Annotated in this window: 29 protein-coding genes; 14 read left to right on the top strand and 15 right to left on the bottom strand. The window is 49.1% G+C overall.

The annotated features are described in order from the left end of the window. Nucleotides 1-46: 46 nt before the first annotated feature. From CU081_RS24545 to CU081_RS24520, 6 genes are all read right to left on the bottom strand, one after another. Nucleotides 47-622, bottom strand: a complete 576-nt coding sequence (locus CU081_RS24545) for a TerD family protein (RefSeq protein WP_000301247.1) — start codon at nucleotides 620-622, stop codon at nucleotides 47-49. Between the two features lie 68 nt (nucleotides 623-690). Further along, nucleotides 691-1,269, bottom strand: coding sequence for a tellurium resistance membrane protein TerD (gene terD, locus CU081_RS24540; protein ID WP_000116680.1), 579 nt, complete (start codon nucleotides 1,267-1,269; stop codon nucleotides 691-693). A 48-nt stretch (nucleotides 1,270-1,317) separates the two neighbouring features. After that, a complete protein-coding gene (gene terC, locus CU081_RS24535) occupies nucleotides 1,318-2,358 on the bottom strand; it encodes a tellurium resistance membrane protein TerC (RefSeq protein ID WP_000255079.1) in 1,041 nt (346 codons plus the stop codon). Nucleotides 2,359-2,380: 22 nt separating this feature from the next. Then, nucleotides 2,381-2,836 (bottom strand): tellurite resistance TerB family protein, encoded by a 456-nt coding sequence (locus tag CU081_RS24530; protein ID WP_000007449.1) that lies wholly within the window; start codon nucleotides 2,834-2,836, stop codon nucleotides 2,381-2,383. Nucleotides 2,837-2,858: 22 nt separating this feature from the next. Continuing rightward, nucleotides 2,859-4,016: a TerD family protein gene (locus tag CU081_RS24525; RefSeq protein WP_001054786.1), complete on the bottom strand. Its 1,158-nt coding sequence runs from the start codon at nucleotides 4,014-4,016 to the stop codon at nucleotides 2,859-2,861. Then, a complete protein-coding gene (locus tag CU081_RS24520) occupies nucleotides 4,016-4,597 on the bottom strand; it encodes a tellurium resistance-associated protein TerZ (protein WP_000254137.1) in 582 nt (193 codons plus the stop codon). The genes CU081_RS24525 and CU081_RS24520 overlap by 1 nt, the downstream gene beginning before the upstream one ends. 320 nt (nucleotides 4,598-4,917) lie before the next feature. On the opposite strand from CU081_RS24520, the gene CU081_RS24515 reads away from it, so the two are divergent. From CU081_RS24515 to CU081_RS24455, 13 genes are all read left to right on the top strand, one after another. After that, on the top strand, nucleotides 4,918-5,976 hold the full coding sequence (locus CU081_RS24515) for an ATP-grasp domain-containing protein (protein WP_012695441.1): 1,059 nt from the start codon (nucleotides 4,918-4,920) through the stop codon (nucleotides 5,974-5,976). Nucleotides 5,977-5,985: 9 nt separating this feature from the next. Continuing rightward, nucleotides 5,986-7,128: a phosphoribosyltransferase domain-containing protein gene (locus tag CU081_RS24510; protein ID WP_001280115.1), complete on the top strand. Its 1,143-nt coding sequence runs from the start codon at nucleotides 5,986-5,988 to the stop codon at nucleotides 7,126-7,128. Then, on the top strand, nucleotides 7,121-7,894 hold the full coding sequence (locus CU081_RS24505) for a hypothetical protein (protein WP_001040058.1): 774 nt from the start codon (nucleotides 7,121-7,123) through the stop codon (nucleotides 7,892-7,894). Before CU081_RS24510 ends, CU081_RS24505 begins: the two co-directional genes overlap by 8 nt. 1 nt (nucleotide 7,895) lies before the next feature. Further along, a complete protein-coding gene (locus tag CU081_RS24500; protein WP_001585166.1) occupies nucleotides 7,896-8,975 on the top strand; it encodes a cysteine protease StiP family protein in 1,080 nt (359 codons plus the stop codon). Beyond that, nucleotides 8,975-9,931 carry an HpcH/HpaI aldolase/citrate lyase family protein gene (locus CU081_RS24495; RefSeq protein WP_031942304.1) on the top strand — a complete coding sequence of 319 codons (957 nt, stop codon included), beginning with the start codon at nucleotides 8,975-8,977 and terminating at the stop codon, nucleotides 9,929-9,931. Before CU081_RS24500 ends, CU081_RS24495 begins: the two co-directional genes overlap by 1 nt. A 10-nt stretch (nucleotides 9,932-9,941) precedes the next feature. After that, nucleotides 9,942-11,150 carry a DUF4236 domain-containing protein gene (locus CU081_RS24490; RefSeq protein WP_011152964.1) on the top strand — a complete coding sequence of 403 codons (1,209 nt, stop codon included), beginning with the start codon at nucleotides 9,942-9,944 and terminating at the stop codon, nucleotides 11,148-11,150. 17 nt (nucleotides 11,151-11,167) lie between these two features. Then, the gene (terW, locus tag CU081_RS24485; protein WP_001176767.1) at nucleotides 11,168-11,635 is read left to right on the top strand and encodes a tellurium resistance protein TerW; all 468 of its coding nucleotides are present in this window, start codon (nucleotides 11,168-11,170) and stop codon (nucleotides 11,633-11,635) included. 462 nt (nucleotides 11,636-12,097) lie between these two features. Beyond that, a complete protein-coding gene (locus CU081_RS24480) occupies nucleotides 12,098-12,736 on the top strand; it encodes a vWA domain-containing protein (protein WP_001253657.1) in 639 nt (212 codons plus the stop codon). A 22-nt stretch (nucleotides 12,737-12,758) separates the two neighbouring features. Next, a complete protein-coding gene (locus tag CU081_RS24475) occupies nucleotides 12,759-13,400 on the top strand; it encodes a TerD family protein (protein WP_000116681.1) in 642 nt (213 codons plus the stop codon). Beyond that, nucleotides 13,400-14,038: a vWA domain-containing protein gene (locus CU081_RS24470; RefSeq protein ID WP_001253658.1), complete on the top strand. Its 639-nt coding sequence runs from the start codon at nucleotides 13,400-13,402 to the stop codon at nucleotides 14,036-14,038. The genes CU081_RS24475 and CU081_RS24470 overlap by 1 nt, the downstream gene beginning before the upstream one ends. Before the next feature lie 84 nt (nucleotides 14,039-14,122). Continuing rightward, nucleotides 14,123-15,163: a TerY-C metal binding domain-containing protein gene (locus CU081_RS24465; protein WP_001253656.1), complete on the top strand. Its 1,041-nt coding sequence runs from the start codon at nucleotides 14,123-14,125 to the stop codon at nucleotides 15,161-15,163. Then, a complete protein-coding gene (locus CU081_RS24460; RefSeq protein ID WP_000081060.1) occupies nucleotides 15,163-16,800 on the top strand; it encodes a PP2C family serine/threonine-protein phosphatase in 1,638 nt (545 codons plus the stop codon). The genes CU081_RS24465 and CU081_RS24460 overlap by 1 nt, the downstream gene beginning before the upstream one ends. A 25-nt stretch (nucleotides 16,801-16,825) precedes the next feature. After that, nucleotides 16,826-18,325: a helix-hairpin-helix domain-containing protein gene (locus CU081_RS24455; RefSeq protein ID WP_001284318.1), complete on the top strand. Its 1,500-nt coding sequence runs from the start codon at nucleotides 16,826-16,828 to the stop codon at nucleotides 18,323-18,325. A gap of 165 nt (nucleotides 18,326-18,490) precedes the next feature. On the opposite strand, the gene CU081_RS24450 is transcribed toward CU081_RS24455, so the two are convergent. Continuing rightward, nucleotides 18,491-19,573, bottom strand: coding sequence for a competence protein CoiA family protein (locus tag CU081_RS24450; protein WP_001232447.1), 1,083 nt, complete (start codon nucleotides 19,571-19,573; stop codon nucleotides 18,491-18,493). A gap of 360 nt (nucleotides 19,574-19,933) precedes the next feature. Further along, nucleotides 19,934-20,146, bottom strand: coding sequence for an Hha/YmoA family nucleoid-associated regulatory protein (locus CU081_RS24445; protein WP_001285422.1), 213 nt, complete (start codon nucleotides 20,144-20,146; stop codon nucleotides 19,934-19,936). Nucleotides 20,147-20,315: 169 nt separating this feature from the next. Here CU081_RS24445 and CU081_RS24440 point away from each other — a divergent pair, with 169 nt between their 5' ends. Beyond that, nucleotides 20,316-21,491 (top strand): tyrosine-type recombinase/integrase, encoded by a 1,176-nt coding sequence (locus tag CU081_RS24440; protein WP_000795949.1) that lies wholly within the window; start codon nucleotides 20,316-20,318, stop codon nucleotides 21,489-21,491. Nucleotides 21,492-21,792: 301 nt separating this feature from the next. On the opposite strand, the gene CU081_RS24430 is transcribed toward CU081_RS24440, so the two are convergent. The 7 genes from CU081_RS24430 to CU081_RS24400 all read right to left on the bottom strand — a co-directional run bounded on the left by CU081_RS24430 (nucleotide 21,793) and on the right by CU081_RS24400 (nucleotide 26,009). Then, on the bottom strand, nucleotides 21,793-22,698 hold the full coding sequence (locus tag CU081_RS24430) for a hypothetical protein (protein ID WP_001198595.1): 906 nt from the start codon (nucleotides 22,696-22,698) through the stop codon (nucleotides 21,793-21,795). A gap of 9 nt (nucleotides 22,699-22,707) precedes the next feature. Further along, nucleotides 22,708-23,670, bottom strand: coding sequence for a DNA replication terminus site-binding protein (locus CU081_RS24425; RefSeq protein WP_000119428.1), 963 nt, complete (start codon nucleotides 23,668-23,670; stop codon nucleotides 22,708-22,710). 90 nt (nucleotides 23,671-23,760) lie between these two features. Next, nucleotides 23,761-24,207, bottom strand: coding sequence for a hypothetical protein (locus tag CU081_RS24420; RefSeq protein WP_000549069.1), 447 nt, complete (start codon nucleotides 24,205-24,207; stop codon nucleotides 23,761-23,763). A 16-nt stretch (nucleotides 24,208-24,223) separates the two neighbouring features. Beyond that, the gene (locus CU081_RS24415) at nucleotides 24,224-24,760 is read right to left on the bottom strand and encodes a hypothetical protein (protein ID WP_000107167.1); all 537 of its coding nucleotides are present in this window, start codon (nucleotides 24,758-24,760) and stop codon (nucleotides 24,224-24,226) included. Nucleotides 24,761-24,833: 73 nt separating this feature from the next. Further along, on the bottom strand, nucleotides 24,834-25,091 hold the full coding sequence (locus tag CU081_RS24410) for a hypothetical protein (protein ID WP_001371933.1): 258 nt from the start codon (nucleotides 25,089-25,091) through the stop codon (nucleotides 24,834-24,836). Between the two features lie 7 nt (nucleotides 25,092-25,098). Further along, nucleotides 25,099-25,689 (bottom strand): hypothetical protein, encoded by a 591-nt coding sequence (locus tag CU081_RS24405; RefSeq protein WP_000578891.1) that lies wholly within the window; start codon nucleotides 25,687-25,689, stop codon nucleotides 25,099-25,101. A 44-nt stretch (nucleotides 25,690-25,733) separates the two neighbouring features. Continuing rightward, complete coding sequence (locus CU081_RS24400) at nucleotides 25,734-26,009, bottom strand: hypothetical protein (protein WP_001004201.1); 276 nt, start codon at nucleotides 26,007-26,009, stop codon at nucleotides 25,734-25,736. Nucleotides 26,010-26,064: the final 55 nt, after the last annotated feature.

Below are 26,064 nucleotides of genomic sequence, written 5' to 3'. Positions count from 1 at the left end.
AACCAAAAAAAACCCCGGCATTGCCGGGGTATGATTCAGCGTTATTTTAGATGTTAACGCCGTGCTGGGAGGCAAGAGCCGCCAGGCCACCGGCAAAGCCCTGACCGACAGCTTTAAACTTCCACTCAGCGCCATGACGATACAGTTCACCGAAGACCATAGCGGTTTCGGTTGAGGCATCTTCAGACAGATCGAAACGGGCAATTTCCGTGCCGTTGTCGTTGTTGTAAACGCGCATGAAGCTGTTGCTCACCATGCCGAAGTTTTGTTTACGCGCTTCTGCATCATAGATGGTAACGGCAAACACCAGTTTTTTGATATCTGCTGAGACTTTGGTCAGATCGATTTTGACCTGCTCATCGTCGCCGTCGCCTTCACCGGTACGGTTGTCGCCCTGGTGCTCTACCGCGCCATCAGGGCTGGTTTTGTTATTGAAGAAAATGAAATGCGCATCTGACAACACTTTACCGTCTTCGCCTACTGCGAACACGGAAGCGTCCAGGTCAAAACCCTGACCATCGGTTACACGGGCATCCCAGCCTAGGCCAACCATAGCAACATTCATGGTTGGTGCTTCTTTGGTCAGAGATACATTGCCGCCTTTTACGAGAGAAACTGCCATTTTTAGCTCCTGCAAACAGTTGAATGAGGGCTGCATTAACAGCCCCGGGTAGAAAAGTTACTTTTTGATCAGGACGCGTTAATGCCGTACTGAGCACATACAGATGCCAGACCACCAGCATAACCCTGACCTACTGCGCGGAATTTCCACTCACCATTGTGGCGATACAGCTCGCCGAACAGCATGGCAGTCTCAGTGGACGCATCTTCGGTCAGATCGTAGCGAGCAACTTCAGTCTGGTTATCGTCATTAACCAGACGAATAAACGCACCGGATACCTGACCAAAGCTCTGGCGACGAGCCTGAGCATCGTGGATGGTCACAACGAAGATGATCTTGTCAACTTCAGACGGGACGGCGTCCAGTTTAATTTTCAGCGATTCATCATCACCATCGCCCTCACCGGTGCGGTTATCGCCGGTGTGCGTTACGGAACCGTCGGATGACGTCAGGTTGTTATAGAAGATGAAATCTGAATCGCCGCGCACTTTGCCGTTTGAGGCCAGCAGGAATGCTGAAGCATCCAGGTCAAAGTCCTGACCGTCTGTTGAACGCGCATCCCAGCCAAGGCCCACCAGGACGTTTTTCATTGACGGAGCTGCTTTACTTAGGGAGACGTTCCCGCCTTTGGAAAGAGAAACACTCATAAAATAACCTCTTCGATTAGTAATTGTTCAGGTTAACACTTAAGGGGATTAACTCCCCTTTTCCTCAGATTCAGGTTTGCCCGGGAACATGACGCTTGCGAGAATGCCCAGCGCCAGTACACCCAGTACAACATACAGGCTGGTTGTTGCCGCGATGCTGTAACCATGATGCCAGATGTGATCGGTCGCATTCAGGCCGAGTTTTGCCGCGATGAAGAACAGCAGCACGATAACGGCCTTCTCCAGATGAACCAGGTACTGTTTCAGTGCCTCAAGGACAAAGTACAGAGTACGCAGGCCCAGGATAGCAAACATCATGGCACTATAGACGATAAGCGGTTCACGACTGACGGCAATGATTGCCGGTACCGAGTCAAACGCGAACATTACGTCCGAGAGTTCAACCACAGCCACACACAGGAACAGCGGGGTCGCATACAGCGCCGCTTTTTTACCACGGCCAATGGTGACATCGCTGTTTTCTGGTTTCGCCAGTTCAGCATCCACTTCCTTCTGGTTAAGCAGGAAGGCATGCCCTCTGAGCTTCGGCCAGATAGGGAAGAAGCGTTTAACCATGCGGTAAGCCAGATGCTGGGAGTAATCCTCAATTTCATCATCGTCATCACCGCTTTTAAGCATCATGACCGCTGTCCAGGCAACGATAATAGCGAAGACAACTTCAACATACGGCCCCAGACTCAGCAGGCTCGTACCGATGGCGACAAAGATGCCCCTGAAGACAATGGCACCAATGATCCCCCAGTAGAGAACACGGTGGCGATAACGATCCGGAACGGCGAACCAGGAGAAGATGGCCATCATGACGAACAGGTTATCGACCGACAGCACTTTCTCCAGCGCATAACCCGTGACAAACAGACTGGCAACCTCAGCACCGTGGTGGATATAGAGGAAACCGGCAAATGCCATCGCAACCACAACCCAGAATACGGACCAGAGCGCCGCACTCTTCAGCGAAATAGGCTTGTCATCACGGTGCATAAACAGGTCAATAAAGATGGCACCGACTGAAAGCGCAATAAAAACAATGACCGTTTCAGTCGGGAAGCCGATGTGTGTGGAAACCATATTTTACCCTTAGGGATGTGGATCAGAGGCCAAATTCAGCCGGGTCGAAGCCCAACGCGATAGCGATCTCGCGGGAGGCCAGTTTCTCGTCCTGATCGAAGTTACCGTCACTTTTCGCAACGGCAATACCAACACGTAAGGCCAGCTGAGCGGCCTCAGGCTGATCTTTCAGCGCCAGGATGTATTTCATGGTTTCGCCCTTGCCGATTTCAACATCGAAATCGAAGCTTGAAACCAGTTTATTGAAGAACTCAATCACCTCATTGGTATCGAAGACCTTCAGCTCTTCTGAAGAGCGCAGAAAGCCCATCATTTTCTGCTTTTCTTCCGAACTTACGCCGTCACTCGATACGGCAATACGGGCACATACAGCAACGGTGCCCTGCATGAATTTTTTGTTTTTGAAACGGCCAACCTGGCGGGTCAGTTCGTCACGGCCTGAGTTAATGGCACCTTTAACTTTGTCGAAAAAGCTCATACCTGTTTCCTTTGTTGCTGTGTTATTTAGAACCGGCGCTCCAGCGAAATCCCCAGCCAAATGCCCGGTCCATTTCGTCCTGGCCTTTGAAGTACTGGTTAATTCGCTCGACTTTAATTGCGCCGTTTTCGTTTACGAGTCTGGCAATGGCGCACAATGTGCGACGGTTTTCACCTTCGGTCAGGCGGGTCTCAATGGGCGGTTGATCCGGCACATGAATGGTGACCACACCATCAGTCTTGTCCCAGCTGGGAACACCTTCATAAATAAAGGCGTAAATCAGCACTTCGCGGATATGCTTCCATTCACGTCCATTGATATGCAGCCACTCGCCGTCTGATACATCACCCGTCCGGTCATCGCCCTTGAGCTGAACATACGGTTCATCGCGATAATCACCGAATGCATTACCGAGCGCCTGAATGACCGATTTATACCCGTCCTGAAGCTCAACAAAGGCCCCCAGATCCAGGTCGATTCCTTTGGAGCCGAACATGCCTGCAAAGCCTGATTTGCCGCTGCCCCGGTGCCAGTTCAGGTTGATCCGGATTTCACCGAAGTTATCCCGTTTGGTCAGGCTGATTGCAGGCTTCTCTTTTGTCAGCGATACCTTGCTCAGGCTGATTTTTGTCTCAACTGGCGGAGGGGTTACAACCGGAGGAGTCGGGGCTGCGGGAGCCGGTTCGTCGGCAATATTTACGCCGAAATGCTCTGCCAGCGGTTTAAGTCCACCGTTGAACCCCTGCGCAACGAAGCGGAATTTCCAGTCATTATTACGACGGTAAAATTCACCCAGAATTAAGGCTGCTTCCTGACGGCCGCTCAGTTCGACACTGCCGCTAACCAGGCCGGTAGCCCCTTGCTCCACGTCGATGGAAAGATTACGAAGACCGGACACCGTCTGCCCACCGTCACAGGTCACGGTGAACGCAATTTTCTGGACATCAGGTTTCAGCCGGTTGAGCGCGACAGTAAAGGTTGAGTACTGGCCTTCACTGACCAGGCTGACGGTACCATCATCGTTACGTGGCTGACCATAAAACACCATGTCCGCATCACCCTGCACCTTCCCGTCGGCATACAGGCGAAACGCCGAAGCATCCACCTGGCCGCCCGAGGTGATCCGGACCCGCAACTCCTGGGCTGGAACGGGGGCATTGCCCCCCGGCGTCAGGTTCATTAGCGAATAACCGCTGAAACGATATCGGAGTGCATATCGTCAATTGTGCGGCCGCGACAGGCATGGCCAAGGGCGGTAAAGTCCCAGTTGCCGTTATTACGGCGCAGCGAAGAAATAACGATCCCGGTATGTGAGCCCTGCTCAGTCAGCTTGTAGCGAGCCAGCTCTTTGCCGGTTTGATCGACAACGCGGCAGAACGCGTTTTCGACGTCATTGAACGACTGACCACGGAAGCTGTTTACCGTAAACGCCAGGTATTCAACGTTTGCAGGCAGTCGGGAGAGGTTGACATTAATCACCTCATCGTCACCGTCACCTTCACCGGTCAGGTTATCGCCACTGTGCACAACAGCGCCGCAGGTGGATTCCAGTTTGCGGAACCAGATGGTGTCAATTGTTTTACCGGTGCTGTCCATTAATACGCAGCCAGCATCGAGATCGATTGAGTCGTTGCCTCCAAACAATCCTCCAAGAAGACCTTTTTTCTTAACCGGATCCCAACCGAGACCGAAATGAAGCTGGCTTAATGCAGATGATTCTTTGCTGAGTGATACCGTCTGGTTCTTAACTAATGAAACCATGTTTTATTCCTTAAAATGGTAATGACCGAGACAATCAAAGGTATATTTAGTAACTGACGAAGAAAATCATATCATGATGAAGTTCTCTGACAAGGGAAATTTTGGTAGTTTTCTGTAAAAACACAAAAAGAAATCCTTTTCAGGGTGTTAATTTTCTAAGTTTAATTTAAATATCAATGTGTTATCAGGAATCCAAAAAACCTGACGCACTCCATAACCACAGGAGTTATAAATCATATTATGATTGACATGTAGCTTAGACACTCATAGACTCACTTCTCAATCATAAATTTGCATGGCGTTCCGGATAATTAAAAAAAATGAACAAGAAAATTTGGTTTATGGAAGGTTTATCCTCCCAGCGAGATATTATTCAGGGGGTAAAATCATTTGCAAAAAAAAATAATTTTGCCATTACCGTTTTTGCCTCCCACCGTAACGAAAGAAATGAAATCCTTTCCGTTGCCGACTATTCTTTGACTGAACCTGAAGATCCTCAAAAACGTCTTCAGTTTATCCAGGAAACCATTCAGTCCTACGGCATCCACCATATTCATACTGGCCGTAACAGCCAGTGGTTTGAAGAACACCGTTCAGCCATTGAATCGACCGGTGCCACCCTTACTACCGGTGCAACGGGCGTCGACTGGTTAACTCTGGCTGACGAAAAAGTTACTTTTGCTCAGTTTATGGAGCAAAAGGGTCTCCCGGTCGTACCATCCTGGCGGGTGAATACGCTGGCAGAATTAAAAACACACCTCGCGGCCCCGCCGTTCACTGACAGCCCGGTATGCGTGAAGCCGGTGACGGGTATCTATGGCATGGGATTCTGGCGCTTTGATGACAGTGCTTCGCCTATGGCCGTCTTTAATCATCCCGAACATCGTCTGGTCAGTCCGCAACAGTATATTGCAGCAGCATCAGCTGCTGAGTCGTTTAAACCCCTTGTTTTGATGCCGTACCTGCCAGGCCCGGAATTTTCCGTCGATATCCTCGCGGATAAGGGCGAAATACTCGCAGCCGTGGGACGCCGTAAGGAAGGGGTTATCCAGTATCTGGTAAACGAAGGAAGCGCCTGGGAACTGGCGTGTGACTGCGCCAGGGTTATGAAGGCCGACGGGCTGGTGAATGTTCAGACGCGAAACGATGTGAATGGCAACCCGGTGCTGCTTGAAACCAACATGCGTCCGTCAGGGGGGGTGGGTTATACCCTTCACAGCGGGGTGAACCTTCCTGGGTTATTTGCTGCCTTTAAGCTCGGTCTGATGTCTGAAGATATGGTGCGCCAGAGCGCTAAAAACACCTTTTCTCCGGTTGCGGTGAGATCCATTACGGATGTAATTGCATACCCGGAATCACTCTCTAACCTTCTGAATTAAGGCGTATTTATGTCTGATATCCTCGAAGATATGATTTATCGCCGTACCCTCTCATGCGGTACGATTCAGGTAACCCGCGACCAGGGTGAAGTTTCGCTCGATGACCTGTTTGACATCGCTGAAAGACGTAACCCGAAACGCGCCTTTCTGTTTGTCAGCAAAGTACTCGGCAGGCACATTCCCGTGCCACCCTCAGTCATGCGGCAGGCCTACAGACAGCTTGCCAGCCAGTTCCCCTCGACACTGACAGGACCCGTACTGTTTATCGGTATGGCTGAAACCGCCGTTGGGCTTGGGGCCGGTGTATTTGATGAAGTGCGCCACCAGCATCCTGAATCTGTCTATCTGACCTCTACCCGTCACCCGGTTGATGGCACGTTGCTTTGCGAGTTCAAGGAAGAACACAGCCACGCCACCGATCATCTGATCTATCTGCCAGATGATGAAGAGAAAAGACGTCGTGTTACCAACGCACGAACGCTGGTTTTGATTGATGACGAGGCAACCACCGGTAATACCTTTATTAACCTGCTTTCAGCCCTGCGTAATACCGGCAAGCTTCAACATATTGAACAGGTTATAGCCGTTACGCTTACCGACTGGAGTGGCAAAGCCTTGTCCGAGCGCAGCACCTTACCAGTCACTTCGGTTTCTCTTGTAAGCGGTAAGTGGGGATGGACCCCATTACCTGATGCACCTGTCCCGGACATGCCGAAAGTCAACGTAACTTCACGAGGAGAATGGGACATCCAGGGAAAACAGTCCTGGGGCCGACTGGGGATGCTCGCACCTGCGGCCGATCTCGGCCATGAGGTCTCCGTCCACAAGGGGGAACGTATTCTGGTTCTCGGGACCGGGGAATTCGTCTGGGAGCCGTTCCTGCTTGCTGAACGGCTCGAAGCTGCCGGAGCACAGGCATTTTATGGATCGACCACCCGCTCCCCTATCGCCGTTGGTTATGCCATTGAGTCCGCCATTTCCTTTACGGATAACTACGGGCTGGGCATCCCCAATTTTGTCTATAACGTCGCCCACCAGCAGTTTGACCGCATTCTTGTGTGTACTGAGACACCCGCAGAAAGTATTGACACGCAGCTTCTTAAAGCGCTGGCTGAGGTTGCGGCCGTCGTGGAGATTGTTACCTATGAATAAACCCGTTGTTCTGAGCGACCTTGACGACACGCTCTTTCAGACCCGTCGTAAAATGGTGGACGAGCTGGCCCTGGAGCCATTCCGTACCGGTGCCGTTGATCGCACCCTGAATCCACGAAGCTTTATGACGGAAGAACAGTCCATGTTGGTGGACTGGCTCCTGGAGCAGGCTGAACTCATACCCGTTACCGCACGGGGAACTGAAGAAATCAGCCGCGTACGGATCCCTTTCCACTCCTGGGCAATCACCACTCACGGGGCCGTCATTCTCACGCCAGAAGGCAAACCCGACGAGGAGTGGAAGGCCCATATGCTCGGCCAGCTGGCTCCCTATCAGGAAAAGCTGACATCGATGCAGCGTCTGATCACTGAAATGATGGACGCAAAAGGGATCAATGCCTGGGCAAGGCTGAACTTCGAATACGGTGAAACGGCGGTTTATATGGTGATGAAGCACCGCGACAGCACCCGCCTTGACGAGCTCAATGCCATTGCAGATGAGATAGAAACGGTGTTTCCGACCGAGGGCTTCTACATCCACCGCAACAGTAATAACGTGGCCTGGCTTCCCACCGCGGTTGAGAAAGGGCTGGCAGTCAGATGGCTTCTTGAAAAACTTCGGGCTGAACGCGGAGTCTTCCCCGTAATTGGTCTGGGCGACAGCCTGAGCGATCATCGTTTTATGAAACTGTGCAGCTGGTTTGGCATCCCGCGTCAGAGTCAGTTTGCAGATGCCATTTCACAGCGAATTTTTGGAGAAAATTAAAATGCAGCCACATGACACATTTACCGGCTCATACCAGCCCGGTGACGTGGAATTTCTGCTAAAGCCGGTAGTCATTGAGATGACGCCGGTTGAGCAAAAAGAAGAGCTGATTCAGTCAGGGAAGAAACATTATTCGGACATGCTCAGTCAGGAGCCAGCGCCAACACAATGGCATCTTGATTTGTTTCACCGGGCGCTGGATCGGGGCGCAGAGAGACTTGCAAAAGAAGTCACACAGCTCGCTATTGCTCTGGCCGAACGCTTCGGTGATGAGCCCATTGTACTGGCCAGTCTCGTCAGAGCTGGCGTGCCGCTCGGCGTTATGCTGCACCAGGCCCTGCGTGACATGGGGAAAACCTCATGGCATTACGGTATCAGCATTATCCGGGATCGTGGAATTGACGGTGCAGCCCTCGACGTCATTGAAGAGCGCCATGGTACCAGCGGTATTGTCTTTGTTGACGGATGGACAGGTAAAGGCGCAATTACCGGAGAGCTTGTACGCGCACTGAAAGATCGCCCGGGCTATCCTGAGCAGCCGCGACTGGTTGTCCTGGCCGATCCCTGTGGCTGCTCCTGGCTTGCAGCCAGTGATGATGACTGGCTCATTCCTTTTGGCATCATGGGTGCGCCGGTATCAGGCCTGATCTCCCGGTCAGTATGGTCCTCTGAAGGATTACATGGGTGCATGGTTTGCGAGCATCTCAGTGAATTCGAATGCAGCCGGATGCTTGTCGATACCGTCGCCCATTTCCGTAAGAAGTTAACCCCGTCATCCCTCGCTACCCTGAGCTGGAATATGGAGTCAGCCCGGGTCTTATGGCAGACAAGTCGCGACGTTATCGCGTTCCTGGCCGATGAATTTAAAGTGGACAGCGTCAATCGTATTAAACCCGGTATTGCTGAAGCAACCCGGGCTGTATTACGTCGGGTACCGGACCATGTATTTGTGCGTTCTATTGACGACCCGGACGTTGCCTTGCTTGTAGGGCTTGCTCGTGAAAAGGGAATAGTTGTTACAGAAATGGGGGGAACCCTCGGCCAGTATCGGGCTGTAACCATTATCAAGAAGGTACTCTGATGAAAAATCGTCTTTCTCCCTGGAATCTGGGAGCCACGCTATACATGCCTGCAACACGGGAAGATATTGCTGATGCCGTCCTGCACGGGAAAATCCCGGGTTTGCGCTCTCTGGTGATTTGCCTGGAGGATGCTGTCAGTGAAGCAGACATCCCCATCGCCCTCAAAAATCTGGAGCACCTGCTGCACGAGCTCAGTAACAGCATGCGTAGCCTGGGTAAAAATGACTGGCCTCTGGTGTTCATTCGCCCCCGGCATGCCGACATGGGCAGATGGTTAAAAGCGCATTATGATCTTTCCGCTGTCGATGGGTTTGTGTTGCCGAAATTTACCCTCAGTTCGTTAGCTGAATGGTGGGATATCATGGGCGGGACTCACCTGTGCATGATGCCAACGCTGGAAACAGAAGACGTCTTTGACGTGGTTCAGATGCGCGAGCTGGCCACTCGCCTGGTGGAACATCCCTGCCACGACCGCATTATTGCGCTTCGAATCGGCGGCAACGATCTTATGAACGTTGTGTCGCTTCGCCGCCCCCGGGACCTGACGCTGTATGACAGCCCGATGGGCTACGTCATCAAAATGCTCGTTTCAGTCTTCGGCCCGCGTGATTTTGCCCTGACCGCGCCCGTATGTGAGCATATTGACGATCATGCCGTTATGGCCAGAGAGCTGGCTCTTGATATGGCACATGGGCTTGTTGGGAAAACGGCCATTCACCCGGGTCAGATAGAGGTCATTCAAAACGCGCTGATGGTCACTCAGGGTGAGTATTCTGACGCTCTGCGGATCCTGAACTCTACCCAGGCCGTGTTTAAGTCGCAGGGAGCAATGTGTGAACCCGCCACACATCGCCGCTGGGCGGCTGGCATTCTGGACAGAGCTCGTTTTTATGGGTTACAGAACGAGCAAAGCGCTGATGGAATCAGATTACTTACCGTGACCCAGCATCATTAAGGAAATCATAATGGGGTTCAGGTTCAGAAAGTCGATCAACATTATTCCTGGCGTTCGCCTCAACCTGAGTAACGGTGCACCGAGCCTGAGTGTCGGGCCGAGAGGTGCTTCCGTTTCTTTTGGTAGCCGGGGGACCTATGCCAATCTGGGCTTGCCCGGTACCGGGCTGAGTTACCGTACCCGGCTTGACCGGGCCGCGCGTTCCGGAGGTGGAAACCGGACGGCAACCGACCCGGGGCTCAGACAGGCGCTTGAGCAGGAAGCCGCTGAACTCATGTCAGCGGTAACCGCAATCCGTAATATTCACGAGCTGACGCCGGATCCAAAAACAGGCATCAGCTGGGCAGAGCTGGAAGCAGTATACCTGCATAACAGAACGTCGCCTTTTCAGGTTCCGGCACCGGTGCGTCCAGAAAAGCCAGACTACCTTGCATTGCCGGAAAAGCCTGCCGAGAGCGAAGGCATTAGTTTTCTGGGTAAATGGTTTGAATCGGAATCAGCTAAAGCTGAGCGCCACGCCGAAAATCTTCGCCGGTGGCAGCAGGAGCTGATTGATGTGGAGCGTGAGAATACCCTTCGACAGCACCGGTACCAGCAACAACGGACGGCCTGGGCCGAACAGTATGCAAACTGGAAGTTTGAAGCAGAAGAACATGAAAAACGGCTCGCCACGGCTCAGGCAGATGCCCGGCAGCAGTTCCGGACAGACGCCGCGTTTTTCGAATCATACCTGGCGGGTGTGCTGGCAGAAACTGAATGGCCGCGTGAAACGATTGTTGCATTTGAAGTAAAGCCGGAGCTATCAGCAGTCCTGCTGGACGTTGATTTAGCTGAGATTGAAGATTTCCCTGATAAGATTTACGGCGTTAATGCCCGGGGCACGGAGCTGACGGAAAAAGCCATGACGCAAAAAGCCGTACGCGAAAACTATGCCCGCCACGTCCATGGCTGCTTGTTCCGCCTGGTCGGTATCGTTTTACATACGCTACCTTTCGACAACGTGATTGTGTCAGGCTTTACGCAACGGGTCAGTAAGCGGACCGGCTATCTGGAGGATGAGTATATCCTGTCCTGCAAATGCACTCGCAGCCAGATGTCGTCAGTAAATTTTGCAGGCATAGAACACATTGATCCGGTTGAAGCGTTAGGCGATCACCCGGTTATTCGAAAGATGAGCAGTACCTTCATTTTTCAGCCTATTGAACCACTAACCCTTTAAGCAGGCTAAATCTTACGATGCAATTAAATACCAGACAGGCCCGGATTTTTAAGCTTGCCAACTTACTGGGCACCGGCAAGCCCGTTTCCGCTGCCGACATTATAACCAGTCTGGAATGCTCAGAGCCGACATTAACCCGGGCCCTCAAAGAGCTACGCGAGTCATATTCTGCGGAGATCAAATACAGCAAGGCAGGTCATTCCTACCATCTCGTTAATCCGGGCCAGCTGGATAAAAAGACCCTTCGCCGGATGAATGAAGCGCTCGCACAGAATGCTGAACTGAAAACCGGTGAGTCTACAGGGAAGGTCGTACTCGATAAGGATAAAAAAACAGCCGTGTCCTTATCGCTACGCATGCGGATCTTAAGAAAAATTGACCGTCTGGCTGCGCTGAGTGGCTCGACCCGAAGTGAAGCGGTAGAGAAGCTGGCTCTGCACTCCGTTGACGAACTGATAAAAGAATACAGCGCTAAAAAGTCCTGACGCTAAATCTCAGACCGGGGTGAAAACCCCGGTTTTGTCATATTTTACCTCTGTATTGGCGTGACGTAGTTTTGATCTATTCTCCTCCCGCAATGCCAGCAGCGCCTTACTGACTACAAAACCTGGTGTCTTGACATCCTCTTGTGCTACACATCAATCTTTGGGCGTTTTACACTCCATTCATGCAGATCTGTGATGTATGATGAATTTCATACATAAGACAGTTTATTTGTCCGAGTTTTTTCAGAAATCTTATATTCCAGTCCGGTCTGAATTATTTTTCTGTTGATAAGAGGCCATTCACATGTCGGTAATTCTATGGTGGTTAACTTATTTCTTTAATGCCGCTTCTGAGTATTTAATCTCCACCCGACAGATGTCGTGCCGTTTTATCAAATCAACAAACCCTGGCCTCTTCCTGAAACTACTCTCCTCTTCCGATCTCTTAAGAAGGAATTACATTTGAGACGCTTACCCGTATATCTGCTACTCGACACGTCCGGCTCTATGCACGGAGAGCCTATCGAAGCGGTTAAAAATGGCGTTCAGACGCTGCTTACCACGCTGAAACAGGATCCGTATGCACTCGAAACGGCTCACGTGTCAGTGATCACCTTTGATTCTTCAGCCCGACAGGCAGTCCCCCTGACAGACCTCCTGAGTTTCCAGATGCCAGCACTAACAGCCAGCGGCACCACGTCTCTTGGCGAAGCGCTTTCCCTCACGGCCAGCTCCATTGCCAAAGAAGTACAGAAAACGACGGCTGACACTAAAGGTGACTGGCGTCCCCTTGTATTCCTGATGACGGATGGAAGTCCGAATGATGACTGGCGTAAAGGCCTGAATGACTTTAAAGCGGCCAGAACCGGCGTTGTTGTGGCATGTGCAGCCGGGCATGATGCCGATACCAGCGTCCTCAAAGAAATCACTGAAATCGTGGTTCAGCTCGATACAGCTGACAGTTCGACGATTAAAGCTTTCTTTAAATGGGTCAGTGCGAGCATTTCGGTAGGCAGTCAGAAAGTGGAGTCCAGCAAAAAAGAAGTGATCGGTCTTGAAGACCTGCCACCGCCGCCGCCAGAAGTAAATGTGGTCTTATAATTTTATTGATTAAGGGGATATCATGTCTGTCAGTCTGAGCAAAGGCCAGGGCGTAAGCCTGAAAAAAAATGAATACGATCTCTCGTCCGTTACTATCGGCCTCGGTTGGGATATTAATGAGGAAAAGAAAGGTTTTCTCGGCGGGATCTTTGGTAAAAAAGAAGAAGAATACGACCTTGATGTGATCGCTTTCCTGTGTAATTCAGCCGGAAAGGTGACCGATCTCGGCAATGTGGAAAATGGTAAACCAACGCTTGTGAATGGCGATATCATCTTTTTCAACAGCCTTCGCCATAAGTCAGGCAATATCTGGCTGACGGGCGATAACCGAACCGGAGCCGGTGACGGTGACGATGAGCAAATTATTGTGCGCCTGAATTCCCTTGACGCTCAGTACGAGAAAATTGTGTTCATCGTTCAGATCTACAATGGTGAAAAGCTCCAGCAGCACTTTGGTAAAGTTCAGAATGCCTTCATCCGGGCAGTAGATGCCCGTAATATTGAAATGGCACGATTCGATCTTTCTGGCGGACCCGCCTTCGCCAGCCAGCGCTCCATGGTCTTTGCCGAGCTGATACGCGAGGCTACAGGCTGGAAACTCAGGGCAATTGGTGAGCCTTCAGAATCAGATTCGTTTGTCTCGCACCTGAGGAATTACATGTGATGCGCCGCCTGCCTGTTTACCTTGTTATCGACACATCCGGCTCGATGCGCGGTGAGTCAATCCATTCCGTTAACGTTGGAATTCAGGCGATGCTTAGCGCTCTTCGCCAGGATCCCTACGCCCTCGAAAGCGTTCATATCTCCATTATCACCTATGACAATGAGGCGCGTGAGTTCATTCCTCTCACGCCGCTGGAAGACTTCCAGTTTTCTGACATCGTTGTGCCAAGCGCAGGCGGGACGTTCACCGGTGCTGCCCTTGAATGTCTGATGCAGTGTGTTGAACGGGATGTACGTCGCTCAGATGGTGATACCAAAGGAGACTGGCGTCCTCTGGTATTCCTGATGACTGATGGAACCCCTTCTGATGCCCTGGCGTACGGTGAAGCGGTAAAAGCGATTCGCGGCCGGGGATTCGGATCCATCATTGCCTGCGCCGTTGGTCCTAAAGCAGGCCATGAGCACTTAAAACAGCTCACCGATAAGGTTGTGTCTCTGGAGACGCTAGATTCAACCGCGTTTGCAGGTTTCTTTAAATGGGTATCGGCCAGCGTGTCTTCCGGCAGCACAAGCGCGGGGATTAATAACGGAACTGATACCCTTCCCCCTCCTCCACCAGAAATCCAGCTGGTGCTCTGACAGACAGAAAGGTGCTGTTTCCGGGCAGCACCTTTCTGTACAGCAACGTTTTCTGCTGGCCGTACCAGCCGTACGAGGAAAATTATGAGACGCCTTCCCGTGTTTTTTGTCCTGGACTGTTCAGAGTCCATGATTGGTGAAAACCTGAAAAAAATGACTGATGGTCTGCAAATGATCGTCGGAGATTTAAGAAAGGATCCACACGCACTTGAAACAGCCTGGGTCTCGGTAATCGCATTTGCCGGTGTAGCCCGTACGATTGTACCTCTTCACGAAATTGCCTCGTTCTACCCTCCCCGCCTTCCCGTTGGCGGCGGTACGAGCCTTGGAGCTGCATTGCGTGAGCTGACCGTGCAAATTGATACCCAGGTCAGAAAAACCACTCATGAGGCTAAAGGCGACTGGAAACCCGTCGTGTATCTCCTTACCGACGGACGTCCGACTGACGACACAACCGCAGAAGTGAAGCGCTGGAAGGATCACTACGCGAGTAAAGTGAATCTCATTGCCGTTGGCCTGGGGCCGTCAGCGGACCTGAATATCCTGCGGCAACTGACAGAGAATGTCATGCTGTTCACCGAATCTCAGGAAGGGGACTTTACCCGCTTCATCAAATGGATCACGGCCTCGGTTACGGCGCACAGCCGCAGCGTCGGGGACGACAAACAACCTGAGCTCAGCCAGACTGAATACATAGTCCGGCTGGCCAAGGACGAGCCAGTAAAAGCGTACGACGAAAACTGCGTTACGCTTACCGGCCGTTGCAGCAAGACCCGTCGTCCGTACCTGATGAAGTATGAACGGCCACCAGCAAGGGTTTCCGGGCTCGATTTCAGTCTGAACCTGAACAGCTTTAATATTGCCGGATGCTATCCCATCGATGAGGACTATTTTGCGTGGTCAGATGCCACCGCTACCGGTTTGCAGGTAAATACCAGCGAACTGCATGGCGTACCGGGTTGCCCCCACTGCGGTAATGCCAGTGCGTTTGCCCTGTGCTCATGCGGAAAGTTGCTGTGTATTGACGGCCCGGATGACGTGATCTGCCCGTGGTGTGAAACAGGCCTGTCATTCAGCAATGATGGCGGAAACACTAACTTCGACGTAAACAGAGGGAGAGGTTGATGTCGCAAAATGCTTTACTTGAAGAGAAGATTATCCGCTTAGTTCTGTCTGAGCTGGGCCACCCTGTTGAAGGTGAGCGGCTTTTACTTCTATCGCAGGACCCATCCCTTACCGAAGAAATTATGCGGCTTAAAGAGCGGATTGAGAGCCTTGCACAGGGTTTATCTGCGCGGGTTAGCGAAGGTGATAACGACGCAGAGATTGCCGCCTCGTCAGCATCCAGTCTTTCCGATCAGCAACAAACGGTCGTAAGTGTTGCTGATAACCCGGGCATTGACGCTACCGATACATCAGCACTGCAACCCCTGCCAGAAAATGAGCCTCATCCTCCGTTCTGGAAGCTGATGCCTTATTACGAATTTGATAAACCAGCACAGAGGGAAGACGAAAACCTGTCTTCCCTGGTATTAAAACCCGGGCAGATACCGACAGGCCAGCAGCGGGCCAGCTTAGCTGTGCCACCTGCCGTTCCCCCGAGAGCTAAAATAACGATCCCCAACGCCCGCGCAGGCGAACGTTTCTCTTCGCCGGTTGCTATCGTTCTGGGTGAGGGCCAGCAGGCTACTGTCAGGGACGTTGTCTTTCCCCGGAACATTGGCCTGTCTTTTGACAAAGAACAGGAGTTGCTGACAGGTACTCCCACCGAAAGCGGCGATATAGAGCTTTCAGTAATCTGGTCATGCACGTCGCACGACGAATGTGAAACAAAACAGCTATTTATAATCAATCCCGATCCGAGAAGCCTGTGGAAGGTGGTAGAGCCACCAGCAGACGCTCCCTACCCTAAGTCCCATCTGGACGCTGCTGGCCTGGTCAGGGGTGATATACGTATTGCTGCCGCCAGTCGCCGGGGACGCTCTCATGAGCATGCCGGAAGCTTCAGAGATGACGACTTCTACATCAACCACTGCCAGGAAACAGGATGGTCTGTCATGCTGGTCGCAGACGGAGCCGGTAGTGCGGTAAATTCCCGGGAAGGCTCCCGGATTGCAGTCAAAACGGCTGGCGATTACCTTTTAAATCAGCTCAGTGGTGTGAAAGGCGTCCATTTAAAGCAGCACATCACGGCGTGGGAAGGGAGCGATCAGCAGGCAACAATAAACGCCATGCTTCATCATTTTAAACAGGCAGCTACGCTCGCGGTCAACAGTATCCAGAACGAAGCCATTTGTGCAGAACAACCTGTGAAATCCTATTCAACAACCCTTCTGGCAACTGTAGCGCTACGAACTGATAACGAGCTGTTTGCGACTGCATTCTGGCTTGGTGATGGTGCGATAGGTGCATACAGCCCTTCCGGTAAAGTCAGGATACTGGGAAATCCCGATAGCGGAGAATACGCAGGACAAACCCGTTTCCTTGACCAGAGCATTATCGCAGACCCCTCGTTTAGCGGCCGCATCAGCGTGGGTAAATGGAATGATGTATCTCACTTGATCCTCATGACAGACGGCGTCTCAGACCCTCTGTTTGAGACGGATAATGGGCTTCGCAGTGACGAAAAATGGACCCGTCTCGTTGATGAGCTCAACCCTGTCCTTACAGACGCCAGTATTGCGCCTGAGAGGTTAGGCGACTGGCTTAACTTTTTCTCCACAGGGAACCATGATGACCGCACTATTGCGGTGTTGTGGTAAGGGATACGCTTTTTCGGTGATCAATATGGCAAATATCGTTACGTGCAAAACAAAGGACGGCGAAACAGTCCAGTATGTTGACGAGGTAATTGGTTCGGGCTCGATGAAGGATGTTTACTTTTCGCCTGATAAATCATACGTCGTCGCTTTTTATCATAAACCGCAGAACGAGCAGGCCCGGGATCGGATTGATATGATCACCGGACGCTACAGGCAAAACATTTTTGGCCAGTCCGGAGGTGAATACTGGAAGGACCTGTTTTGCTGGCCGACCCATGTTGTTGAGCATGGGCATAAAATCGGCATCGTGGTTCCAACCTACAAAAGCTACTTTTTCTTTAAATACGGCTCTAAAAACGATGATTTTCTTGGCATAAAAGGTCGTGAAAAGGAAGGCAAATGGTTTGCCAGCGCCAGCAACCAGAACAAATTTCTCGACCCACGTGAACGAGGCAATACGCTTACCTATCTCAAGGTCTGTCTGCTGCTGACAAGAGCCGTCAGAAGGATGCATGCGGCAGGTCTCTGTCACAGCGATCTAAGCTATAAAAACGTGCTTATCGATCCAGAAATGGGACATGCCTGCATCATTGACGTAGACGGCCTGGTTGTCCCTGGAAAGTATCCTCCCGACGTGGTGGGCACCCCGGATTTTATCGCTCCGGAAGTGGTGAAAACCAGTCATCTTTCCAAAGAGGATCCGAACCGCGTATTGCCAAGCATTACTACTGACCGTCATGCGCTGTCGGTGCTTATCTACATGTATCTGTTCTTCCGTCATCCGCTACGTGGCGGAAAAATACATGACATGTCGGATGAAGTACGTGATGAGACCTTATCTATGGGTGAGAAGGCACTCTTCATTGAACATCCGACAGACAAAAGCAATGCAGTCAAAGTCAGTCAGCTATCGTCCTTTTCACTGCCCTGGGCTGACCCGGAGAAAATTCCTTACACCATCATGGGCCCTTATCTGACACCTTTGTTTGAGCGCGCCTTTATAGATGGCTTACACGATGCCACTAAACGCCCGACCGCCGATGAGTGGGAAAGCGCCCTGGTTAAAACAGTCGATCTGATACAGCCCTGCCAGAACAAGGCGTGTGAACAGAAATGGTACGTTTTCTCGGGTAAGACAAAGCCGGTTTGTCCCTACTGCGGTACGCCATACAAGGGTAAATTACCGGTTCTAAATTTATATTCTTCCCGAAAGGAAGGCAGTTATCGTCCTGACGACCACCGGTTGATGGTGTGGAGCGGGCAGTCAATCTATGCGTGGCATGTGAATCGCCTCATTGCGCCAAATGAGCGTACAACCGATTTGCAAAGGAAACGAGTTGGGTATTTTGTTTTCCATAACGATCAGTGGTGGTTAGTAAATGAAGGCATAAATGGGCTTATGTCATTACCGGATAAACGACAGATTGCCATTGGGGAAAAAATTGAACTGACGAATAACGCTCAGTTTGTTCTGTCAAAGGAGGAAGGCGGCAGGCTGGTCGTCGTTCAGTTAGTAGAAAACTAACGGACGCCCATAACGACTAAAACGTTCTGGCAGCATACTGAACCTGTTTAATGAATCACTATATTAAGCTGTGTCAAATTTAAGCTGCCAGAAAAACTGACTGTCTGTGCCGGATATGCGGTACACCTCCTGCGGCAAGGGTTTAATGCGCAAAGCCCAATTTATTTATAAGAGTGAATAGTTTTGTGGCTCTACCCTGCCGCTCTCCTTTCCTGTGTCATGGTTTTTAACATCTGAAATACTGACATTGTTAAGCCGGTGATTGTATAAGGCGATGCGGACAATCTCATGAAGATATTCAAGTTCGTTTTGTGTCAAGGACTGGCCTTCCTGGGTTTTTGAAATCATTTCCTGCCAGCAGATCAGTCTTTCGTAACTGACATGTTCGCTGTTTTCCAGGCAGTGCAACCTGAAATAGCGAAGGAACAAAGGAAATTCATCGGTCTGAGCGATGTCATAAGCCCGAACCGTTAACCGACACAGACATACAATCGTATCCTGCTGTAACCTGACTAACGCGTTATGACTGCCCGGAAGGATATCAGGCAATTTCATCTTACAGTCAGCAAGGCGCTGAAGAAGAGGCCCTTCCTCTGAAGGCTCCCGTCCCCGATACTCCTGAAGAGGTTCAGATTCAAGTTCATGCATTAATGGATGATATAGCCATTCCCGGGAACTGGTCTCATCAATGATCAGGCTTTCAATGCACTCACTGTATGTTGTTTTACGTCGCCCGAGCTGCACCTGACTGATTTCATATTCAATATCTGGAAGATCGATACGCAATGCGGCAACTCTTTCGGAAGGATGAAGGTGGTCAAAGGTTAACTTCGCAGAAATGCTACGATCCCTGTCCAGAAAGACGGCCACACATAAATCATTAACCTTTACGAACAGATCAGCTGTGCCTCCGAACATACTGCCGCTTCCAATAACCTCATTCAGTGAAACCGGCCCACCATCGTCGCCAGCGAGAAGATTTGGGAAACCAAGAACCTGGTGCTCGTTGATGACTTCAATAATTTTTCCCCGGATGGCTTCCATCAGACCATCACAGTCACCGGCTACAGCAGTACTGTGTGAGAAATGCCAAAGCTTGACCTCCCCCTGCTTTGCTAACAGATCAGTTTTGCAAGCGGGGCAGATGCAGTTACAGTCGATACCCCGGCTGACCTCTGTAATATCTAAAAAGAGTCCTGATTCTCTCTGGAGTCCAAATGGAATACCAAATGTGTAACTCTTACGCATGGCTGCACCCCGTTTTTGATAATTATTCAAACTATATCCGAAATAACGGAGGAGGATTTCTGTAAAACGAATTAAAAGAAATGATTTTTTAGTTTTCCAGATTAATGTTTGACAAGAATCAAATGAGAGCCTTACAAATATGGAGAGAGAAGTTTAGGTAAAGTAACTTTTATCACAACTTCTAAAATTAAGGAGAATATCGGATGTATTTAGCAGTGGGCTTGGCTTATGATTAAAGTCTTTCTCCGAACTTAATAAGAAAGTTAAAAAGACAGGCTATTACAGTGCCTTTAGCCCCGAAAGGGGCATAAACTATTTTCAAATCCAGACACAGTCTTTTTGTTGTGCCAATATCAATAATTACTCGCGAACAAAGGTCCACACACTCGCAGGAACTTTGTCATATAACTTTTTCATTGTCAGTTCAGCTTTACGATGATCATAAGCACCAGAAATTTCAAGAGAGGCGACACCCGAGTTTTTTTCACATAACCTTTCAAATACTTTTTCGAGCGTTTCGAACGAACTACACTTACGGAATTTCATTAAATAAGACTGCTTTGTGTCAGACATAATCAACCTTCTTTAGACAGGCCTCAACTGGCCAGGGATAATCTTAATATCATTTTTCACTTAAGCCTAACGATTTCACAACCTTTTTCGTTGTTTCCACCCTGTTCATAACCAGGTACATGAGTGCTAAAATGACTGTAAATAAAACCAGTGTATCCCGGTGAGCAGGATGAAGAATCAATCAGTGATCAGACAGTTTTCGGAAAGCGAATTGCATCAGCAGCTGGAAACGTTCGGCAACCATGATAAACAGCTTTCACGCTTGATCCGTTACTTTTCCCATCTGAGATACAACACAGCTAAAACCTATCTGCACTGGCTACGAGTATGGAACGAATGGTATCAGGCGAATGCCCGGTTGCATACAGACTGGCCAGTAAGTTCGCTCCCCGTGTCTGAGGAAGCTCTGCTGGCGTTTATGGGGCATCTTGAAGGCAAATTGTCACGAAGCAGCATAAACAGCTGTCTTCAGGCCTTAAACAGTATCCATAAAAAAGGGCTTAACCTGCCCGGGATTATTACGTCTGAAGCATGGTACATGCTGGAAGCCTTAAAACAATCGGAAGCCCGGAAGCGAAAGACGACTAAACAGGCAACTCCCTTTCTTATTGGCGATCTCAAGGCTCTGATAAAGTTACGCAGTACTACAAACTCAGTTCGTAAGCTTCGTGACCTGTGCCTGATCTGGACAGGCTTTGAAACACTGCTCCGTTCATCCGAAATTCGCCGTATACGTCTGAAAGATCTGTCTCTGGATAGTATGACCGGTGAATTTAACCTGACGGTATACCGTACAAAAACGAACATCAGTACACTTCTTACCTACCGGCTGACACGTCAGTTAACTAACTGCCTCTTGAGATTGATGAACCTTGTGAAAATGGATCAGCACAGTCATCCGGATGAATACCTTTTCCAGGCCGTAAATTTCCATGATACAGGCTATATGCCACCCGGCTGGAAGCTTCGGAGTAAAGGGAATGAGCTATCTGAGCTTCTTAAACGGCATAACCTGCCCTACCGTGCTAAACAAAGTCTTCTGAACGATGAAGATGAGGAAGACACTGTGGACGATGCCGGTATGCTCAGCAAAAATTCCCTTTTACGGGCATTTAAAGAAATGTGGAATGAGCTTTATCCAAATGAGACTAAAACCCGTTACTGGACAGGGCACAGCGTTCGTGTAGGCGGTGCGATACAGCTGGATATTGAAGGTTACTCGCTACCACAGATTATGGAAATGGGGAACTGGTCGAATGAAGAAATGGTTATGCGCTACATTCGCAATATTGAAGCTGGTAAAAAAGCCATGATCAAGCTTATGCGAAATGCCTTTGATGAATAGCGCCCTCACGGGCGCATAACTTTATTTTTTCTTGAACGGGTTAAGTCTGGTGAGATTAGAGAGTGCCCCTCCCGGAGGCAAAATTCCCGTCCTTTTATATTTGTACACGCCATTTAATTTCATTGTCTGGATTCCAAGATTAATAAGCGTGACAAGTTTAAGGGTATACAGGAGTGTAAATTGGGGAGCAACCTGAATAAAAACTAATAACAAGCCTGCACACATTACACGTAGCCATGCCGCGTACTCCATGCTCAGCGGACGCTTGAAATAGAATCTTTCGAGCAAATCAACTGTCTTATTACTGATCCACGCCGCCGCCACTGAGAGTAACAACACGATGCACACCATAATGCCCAGTTCCATTTTCACTCCCTTCTCTTTTAGTCTGTTTAAGTTGAGGCTTAGCCACAGTAGTTTTGTTTTTTGCTTTTTTCTTAGGTTTGGTATGGTGAAACAGAAAACAATCCACCATTACCCAACCATTTTTATATCGAGCCACCAGCATCTTCTGGCTGGGGTAATGAGCATGAAACAGCATTTTCACGTCCATGGTGCCCATCAACGACTGTTTGCGCTTTAGCTCATCCTCAGCCATCTGAAATTCTTGTAAGAATTCTGAAGACAGACGCTGACGCAGAATTCTTATGGCACTGGAGTTTTCATCATTCTTTGCCAGGTGCCCGAAGCGTACAAGTGCCTTGTGGGTTATCTGGATGGGTCCCAGATGAGAGCTGAGCTGTTCGTACTGCCAGAAGTAGGTCAAATCCACCTTAACCCAGCTGATGCTGTCCAGCAGAGCCTCGTTCATGATGGTTCCGGACATAGGTACCATTGTCAGCCTGGCCAGACGCATATGTATGTAGTCCGTAAGCAACCTCAGCGACTCAGGAACGTTTTTATTGAGTAGGAGATGCTGAAGCACCGGGGTTGCGGTCTGCCAACACAGATTGCGCCCGTCAGGCAGGAAAGCAAACTTTTGATCGTCAGGCGCAGAGTTCGAAGCGTTTTCCTTACGAAGCAAAAAATAATGGCCGCACAGCAGCTCTGCTCTTACCTGGTCCTCGTCAGGGTCATGTCGGGCTTTACTTAGATCAACGGTTAGCACAACGCGGTTAATCGCATCAGCGTGATATTTTTTTACCCAGACGCAGACACGATAGAGACGCTCATCGATTTTCTGGCTGGCTGTGGAAATCCATTGCATTGTTGTTCCTTAATTTTCGGGGCTGACAATGAAAATGCCCAGCTCAGCCCCCGGCACGAGTTCTGTATATTTCAGGCTCAGCTTCCGTTGGTTGGACGGACCCTGGCTGTTTTCAGGAGCCCAGTCAGAGAGCGTTTTTAATTGAGGTATGTTGCCTGCTGCGAAAATGGGCAAGGATGCTTTTACTACTGAATAATCAGTCTCAGCATATTTATTCCCGTTTCGTTCCTGCCCTTCAGGCCTAAATGCAAAAATGTGAGCAATCGGAACAGGGAAAGAGTTAGTTCGACAAAGGCGATAAGATTCGCCCTGCTTCAGTGGGTGAAATTCAAGACGGTGTAAAGCCTTATCGATATTAGACACGACATTCAAATTGGTAGTTGCTACATTTTTTACTTCTGAGGCTCTCCTGCGCTCCAACAAACTCACAAGTTGCTCTGCTGTTTTAACTTCCTGGTTTCGGTTTAGCCGCCATGAAAAAGTAACTTTTTTAAGCTGGGACTTGATGAAAAGGATATTTCTTGTTGAGTGCATAGCGACAAGGCCCGGGAGCTTCTTGTGCACTTTATCAAAACGGACATTCTTTTTATTATCGATACGCCTCATTGCCGCAGCAAAATCATTTTTTGCTTCGTTTATAGAAGTGATCAAGCTTTCGAGAAGATCTGCTCTTTCGGGGACAATGATTAGACCCGGGTATTTAGTGGTTACTTTGGTGGAATCATGACTTAATGACTCTATGTCATCCACACAGATGTCAGTAAGTGCCTGAATAATTTCCTCAACCGAAGCATCGTCTTTAATACTAACCCTGATGGGTTTAACCTGCTTCAAGCGCTCTTCTGTTCTAGATACGGTGGAGACAGTCATCAGGTTTGCCATCATCGGGGGGGTGTTCGAAAGAAAACACTTGAGCGAGTCGATGCGTTCCAGAATCTGGTCACGAAAATAGGGCAAATCGTCATAACTCATACGTTTCTCCAGGCTCATGTTATTTCCAATCAATTTTGCTGCCCAGGCTGACCTTGCAGAACATAAATGTCATGTAAACCTCTAAAGAAGTCATTTTGAAACAGCTTTCACAGCATGCGATTTATGTTCGATAGGGCTCATGAACAAAGGATGATAATGGAGACGCCATGGATAGTGGATAGTCTTACCCACCTGGGTGATCCGATTGAGGCGAAAACGACCATTTATACAGTCAACTGACCAAAGCCCGGGAGAAACTAACCTCTTCCAGCGGTAAAAAGAGAAACCTGCAACACAGAGGTCATGCTCCAGGAAATGTTGAGTTTCGACGACGCGAACTTTTATCAAAAACCCCAGCATTGGCGAAAACCAGATCAACAACCATGTTGGCGGCAGGATGACTTTGTTCAGGAGATGATCTGTCATAAGCAAGGCAGATAACATCAGAAAACTGATAGTCAACCACAGGGCCATCCAACCGGCCCATACGCGGCTCTGACAGGGTTTCCATTCGAGAAGAAAAAGTTTTTTATGCATTCTGCCCCGCCTAATTTTAATGTATTGCCGAAGTATGCTGCATCATGATGGTGGTGCGGGGAAAGATTTCAAACTTCCACAATTCTGAAGCCGTGTTCCAACCATGAAAGATCCCGTCTCCACAGCGAGTGTTAAAAGCAAGAATTTCATCCCTGACCTGGTAAGCGAGCACTTCTGGCATATCAATAAACTCAGGTAAGGAAAGAAGAATTCCATGGATAACTTCTCCGGTTAACTTACTCATAACCTCTTCCTCAGACAGGGCAGCGTCCGGGAACAAACACAACGGAAGTGAAAAACAACATAGGTCAAGACCAATAGCAGCCCTTCCTGCGTCGTAGCCTTCTTCATTAACGACAAAACGAAAGAATTTTTCTGTCTCACCCCGTAATGATGACGGTCCTTCAGACGGAACTTCAATACCACTGAAGACTTTATCGGTCCAGTTGGTAAAAGGACTGGTGAAAACCCAACAAATTAAGGATAACGCCAGCTCTTCCTTAAACATACGTTCAGTGCCGGTAGTTCTGGAAAGTTGCTTTTGAGTACTCATGTTTTACCTGTTGCATGAAATTATTGATGTTATATAAACACAACCGGCATTTTATCTAATAGGTTTGAAAACACTAAAAATCGCAAATGCTGGTACCTTTCTGTTTTAAGAGATTTTCAAGGTAAAGTGAGGCTAGATCAATTGGCTGGTTCTCTTCAAGACAGGCTCGCACAAGATCTTCAATAGAGACCGAATCAACCCCCCTTCCCTGTAAAATTTCTTTAGCAGATGCCAGCGTTTTATGAACGCTTCGACTTAGTTGTAATCTGACTTGTGTGCGGGTATCAAAAAGACAATCTTCTGTGACACTTTGTGAAACGGTTCTACTCATTGAAAAATCACTCCATTTCTGGGATCGAATGAAAATTAACAGCTATAGATGTATCAGGTTTCCCATTTTCTACGATACTCAACCACGTACGCGCTGAGATTTGTTGTTCACAGACGAGTATGTAACCTGTTCCCTGTTGATGATGTAGCTCAAGAGCTTTTAGGATAGGCTCTGAATGAGGTCCGAGAGCATCACGCGTGTGAATAAGCGTTTGCTCTGGCAATACGTTGCTAAGCATAGACAGCAGAACATTACGCTCATCCTCATTATCCGACAAAACAAGAATTATACGAAAACCCGTTTTTATACGAAATCTGATTTCTGAAACTAACTTTCTTAATCTTAATTTATATATGACCAGGCGGAATCGAGTCATCAGTAAAGAGACCACTGTGAAGATAACGATTACTGCGCCATATTTTGACCTGTAGAACCACCAGTTAAGGCCTCCAGCAACTATCAGGATTAACATTAAAATTAAACTCCCATAGAAAAAAAGTGCTGGGTAGCGAGTTGTCTTTCCTTCAATTAGTGCTGAGGCAAATATCAAAATGGATATTCCGTAAATTACCCAGTCAAAAATACTTTCTCCAATCATTCTTTAGTGAACATCCTTAAAAGTGGAAATGTAGGTTTATGGGTTTATGCATTTTCCTGATGGCCTTGACAACCAAGGATTTCACAGAAATTGTCACAGTGTGAAGCTGTAACAAAGCGCTCTCCACGTTCGAATCGCTCAACCAAATCCTTTCTTACTTCACTTCCAGGTTTCTGGAAGATGTACTCAAGCTGGAGATCCTCGGCCGTTGAAAGTAGTCGTTCTATGCTGAAATCAACATGGTAAAAGCAAAACTGATTATCAACCGGGGGAAAGTTGCTTTTGGTACTGTTCTCGTTTTTGGATTTTAGTTCATTCATGAGCTCTCCTTGGTTGAGAACAGTATACAAATCACTTTAGGGATTTTTTTTCGTT

Origin of the sequence: Enterobacter sp. CRENT-193 (assembly GCF_002787395.1) — a bacterium.
Taxonomy (GTDB): domain Bacteria; phylum Pseudomonadota; class Gammaproteobacteria; order Enterobacterales; family Enterobacteriaceae; genus Enterobacter; species Enterobacter hormaechei_C.
The sequence above is the reverse complement of the archived record's forward strand: the minus strand, read 5'-3'. Positions and strand labels throughout refer to the sequence as shown.

Coding starts and splice junctions, on each gene's coding strand:
- CU081_RS24475 (WP_000116681.1), top strand. CDS start 12,759: ATGTCTGTCAGTCTGAGCAAAGGCCAGGGCGTAAGCCTGAAAAAAAAT.
- CU081_RS24500 (WP_001585166.1), top strand. CDS start 7,896: ATGCAGCCACATGACACATTTACCGGCTCATACCAGCCCGGTGACGTG.
- CU081_RS24400 (WP_001004201.1), bottom strand. CDS start 26,009: ATGAATGAACTAAAATCCAAAAACGAGAACAGTACCAAAAGCAACTTT.
- CU081_RS24415 (WP_000107167.1), bottom strand. CDS start 24,760: ATGAGTACTCAAAAGCAACTTTCCAGAACTACCGGCACTGAACGTATG.
- CU081_RS24505 (WP_001040058.1), top strand. CDS start 7,121: ATGAATAAACCCGTTGTTCTGAGCGACCTTGACGACACGCTCTTTCAG.
- CU081_RS24490 (WP_011152964.1), top strand. CDS start 9,942: ATGGGGTTCAGGTTCAGAAAGTCGATCAACATTATTCCTGGCGTTCGC.
- CU081_RS24460 (WP_000081060.1), top strand. CDS start 15,163: ATGTCGCAAAATGCTTTACTTGAAGAGAAGATTATCCGCTTAGTTCTG.
- CU081_RS24530 (WP_000007449.1), bottom strand. CDS start 2,836: ATGAGCTTTTTCGACAAAGTTAAAGGTGCCATTAACTCAGGCCGTGAC.
- CU081_RS24545 (WP_000301247.1), bottom strand. CDS start 622: ATGGCAGTTTCTCTCGTAAAAGGCGGCAATGTATCTCTGACCAAAGAA.
- CU081_RS24425 (WP_000119428.1), bottom strand. CDS start 23,670: ATGAGTTATGACGATTTGCCCTATTTTCGTGACCAGATTCTGGAACGC.
- terC (WP_000255079.1), bottom strand. CDS start 2,358: ATGGTTTCCACACACATCGGCTTCCCGACTGAAACGGTCATTGTTTTT.
- CU081_RS24420 (WP_000549069.1), bottom strand. CDS start 24,207: ATGCATAAAAAACTTTTTCTTCTCGAATGGAAACCCTGTCAGAGCCGC.
- CU081_RS24440 (WP_000795949.1), top strand. CDS start 20,316: ATGAAGAATCAATCAGTGATCAGACAGTTTTCGGAAAGCGAATTGCAT.
- CU081_RS24515 (WP_012695441.1), top strand. CDS start 4,918: ATGAACAAGAAAATTTGGTTTATGGAAGGTTTATCCTCCCAGCGAGAT.
- CU081_RS24405 (WP_000578891.1), bottom strand. CDS start 25,689: ATGATTGGAGAAAGTATTTTTGACTGGGTAATTTACGGAATATCCATT.
- CU081_RS24455 (WP_001284318.1), top strand. CDS start 16,826: ATGGCAAATATCGTTACGTGCAAAACAAAGGACGGCGAAACAGTCCAG.
- CU081_RS24445 (WP_001285422.1), bottom strand. CDS start 20,146: ATGTCTGACACAAAGCAGTCTTATTTAATGAAATTCCGTAAGTGTAGT.
- CU081_RS24430 (WP_001198595.1), bottom strand. CDS start 22,698: ATGCAATGGATTTCCACAGCCAGCCAGAAAATCGATGAGCGTCTCTAT.
- CU081_RS24410 (WP_001371933.1), bottom strand. CDS start 25,091: ATGAGTAGAACCGTTTCACAAAGTGTCACAGAAGATTGTCTTTTTGAT.
- CU081_RS24510 (WP_001280115.1), top strand. CDS start 5,986: ATGTCTGATATCCTCGAAGATATGATTTATCGCCGTACCCTCTCATGC.
- CU081_RS24470 (WP_001253658.1), top strand. CDS start 13,400: ATGCGCCGCCTGCCTGTTTACCTTGTTATCGACACATCCGGCTCGATG.
- terD (WP_000116680.1), bottom strand. CDS start 1,269: ATGAGTGTTTCTCTTTCCAAAGGCGGGAACGTCTCCCTAAGTAAAGCA.
- CU081_RS24495 (WP_031942304.1), top strand. CDS start 8,975: ATGAAAAATCGTCTTTCTCCCTGGAATCTGGGAGCCACGCTATACATG.
- CU081_RS24525 (WP_001054786.1), bottom strand. CDS start 4,016: ATGAACCTGACGCCGGGGGGCAATGCCCCCGTTCCAGCCCAGGAGTTG.
- CU081_RS24450 (WP_001232447.1), bottom strand. CDS start 19,573: ATGCGTAAGAGTTACACATTTGGTATTCCATTTGGACTCCAGAGAGAA.
- terW (WP_001176767.1), top strand. CDS start 11,168: ATGCAATTAAATACCAGACAGGCCCGGATTTTTAAGCTTGCCAACTTA.
- CU081_RS24465 (WP_001253656.1), top strand. CDS start 14,123: ATGAGACGCCTTCCCGTGTTTTTTGTCCTGGACTGTTCAGAGTCCATG.
- CU081_RS24520 (WP_000254137.1), bottom strand. CDS start 4,597: ATGGTTTCATTAGTTAAGAACCAGACGGTATCACTCAGCAAAGAATCA.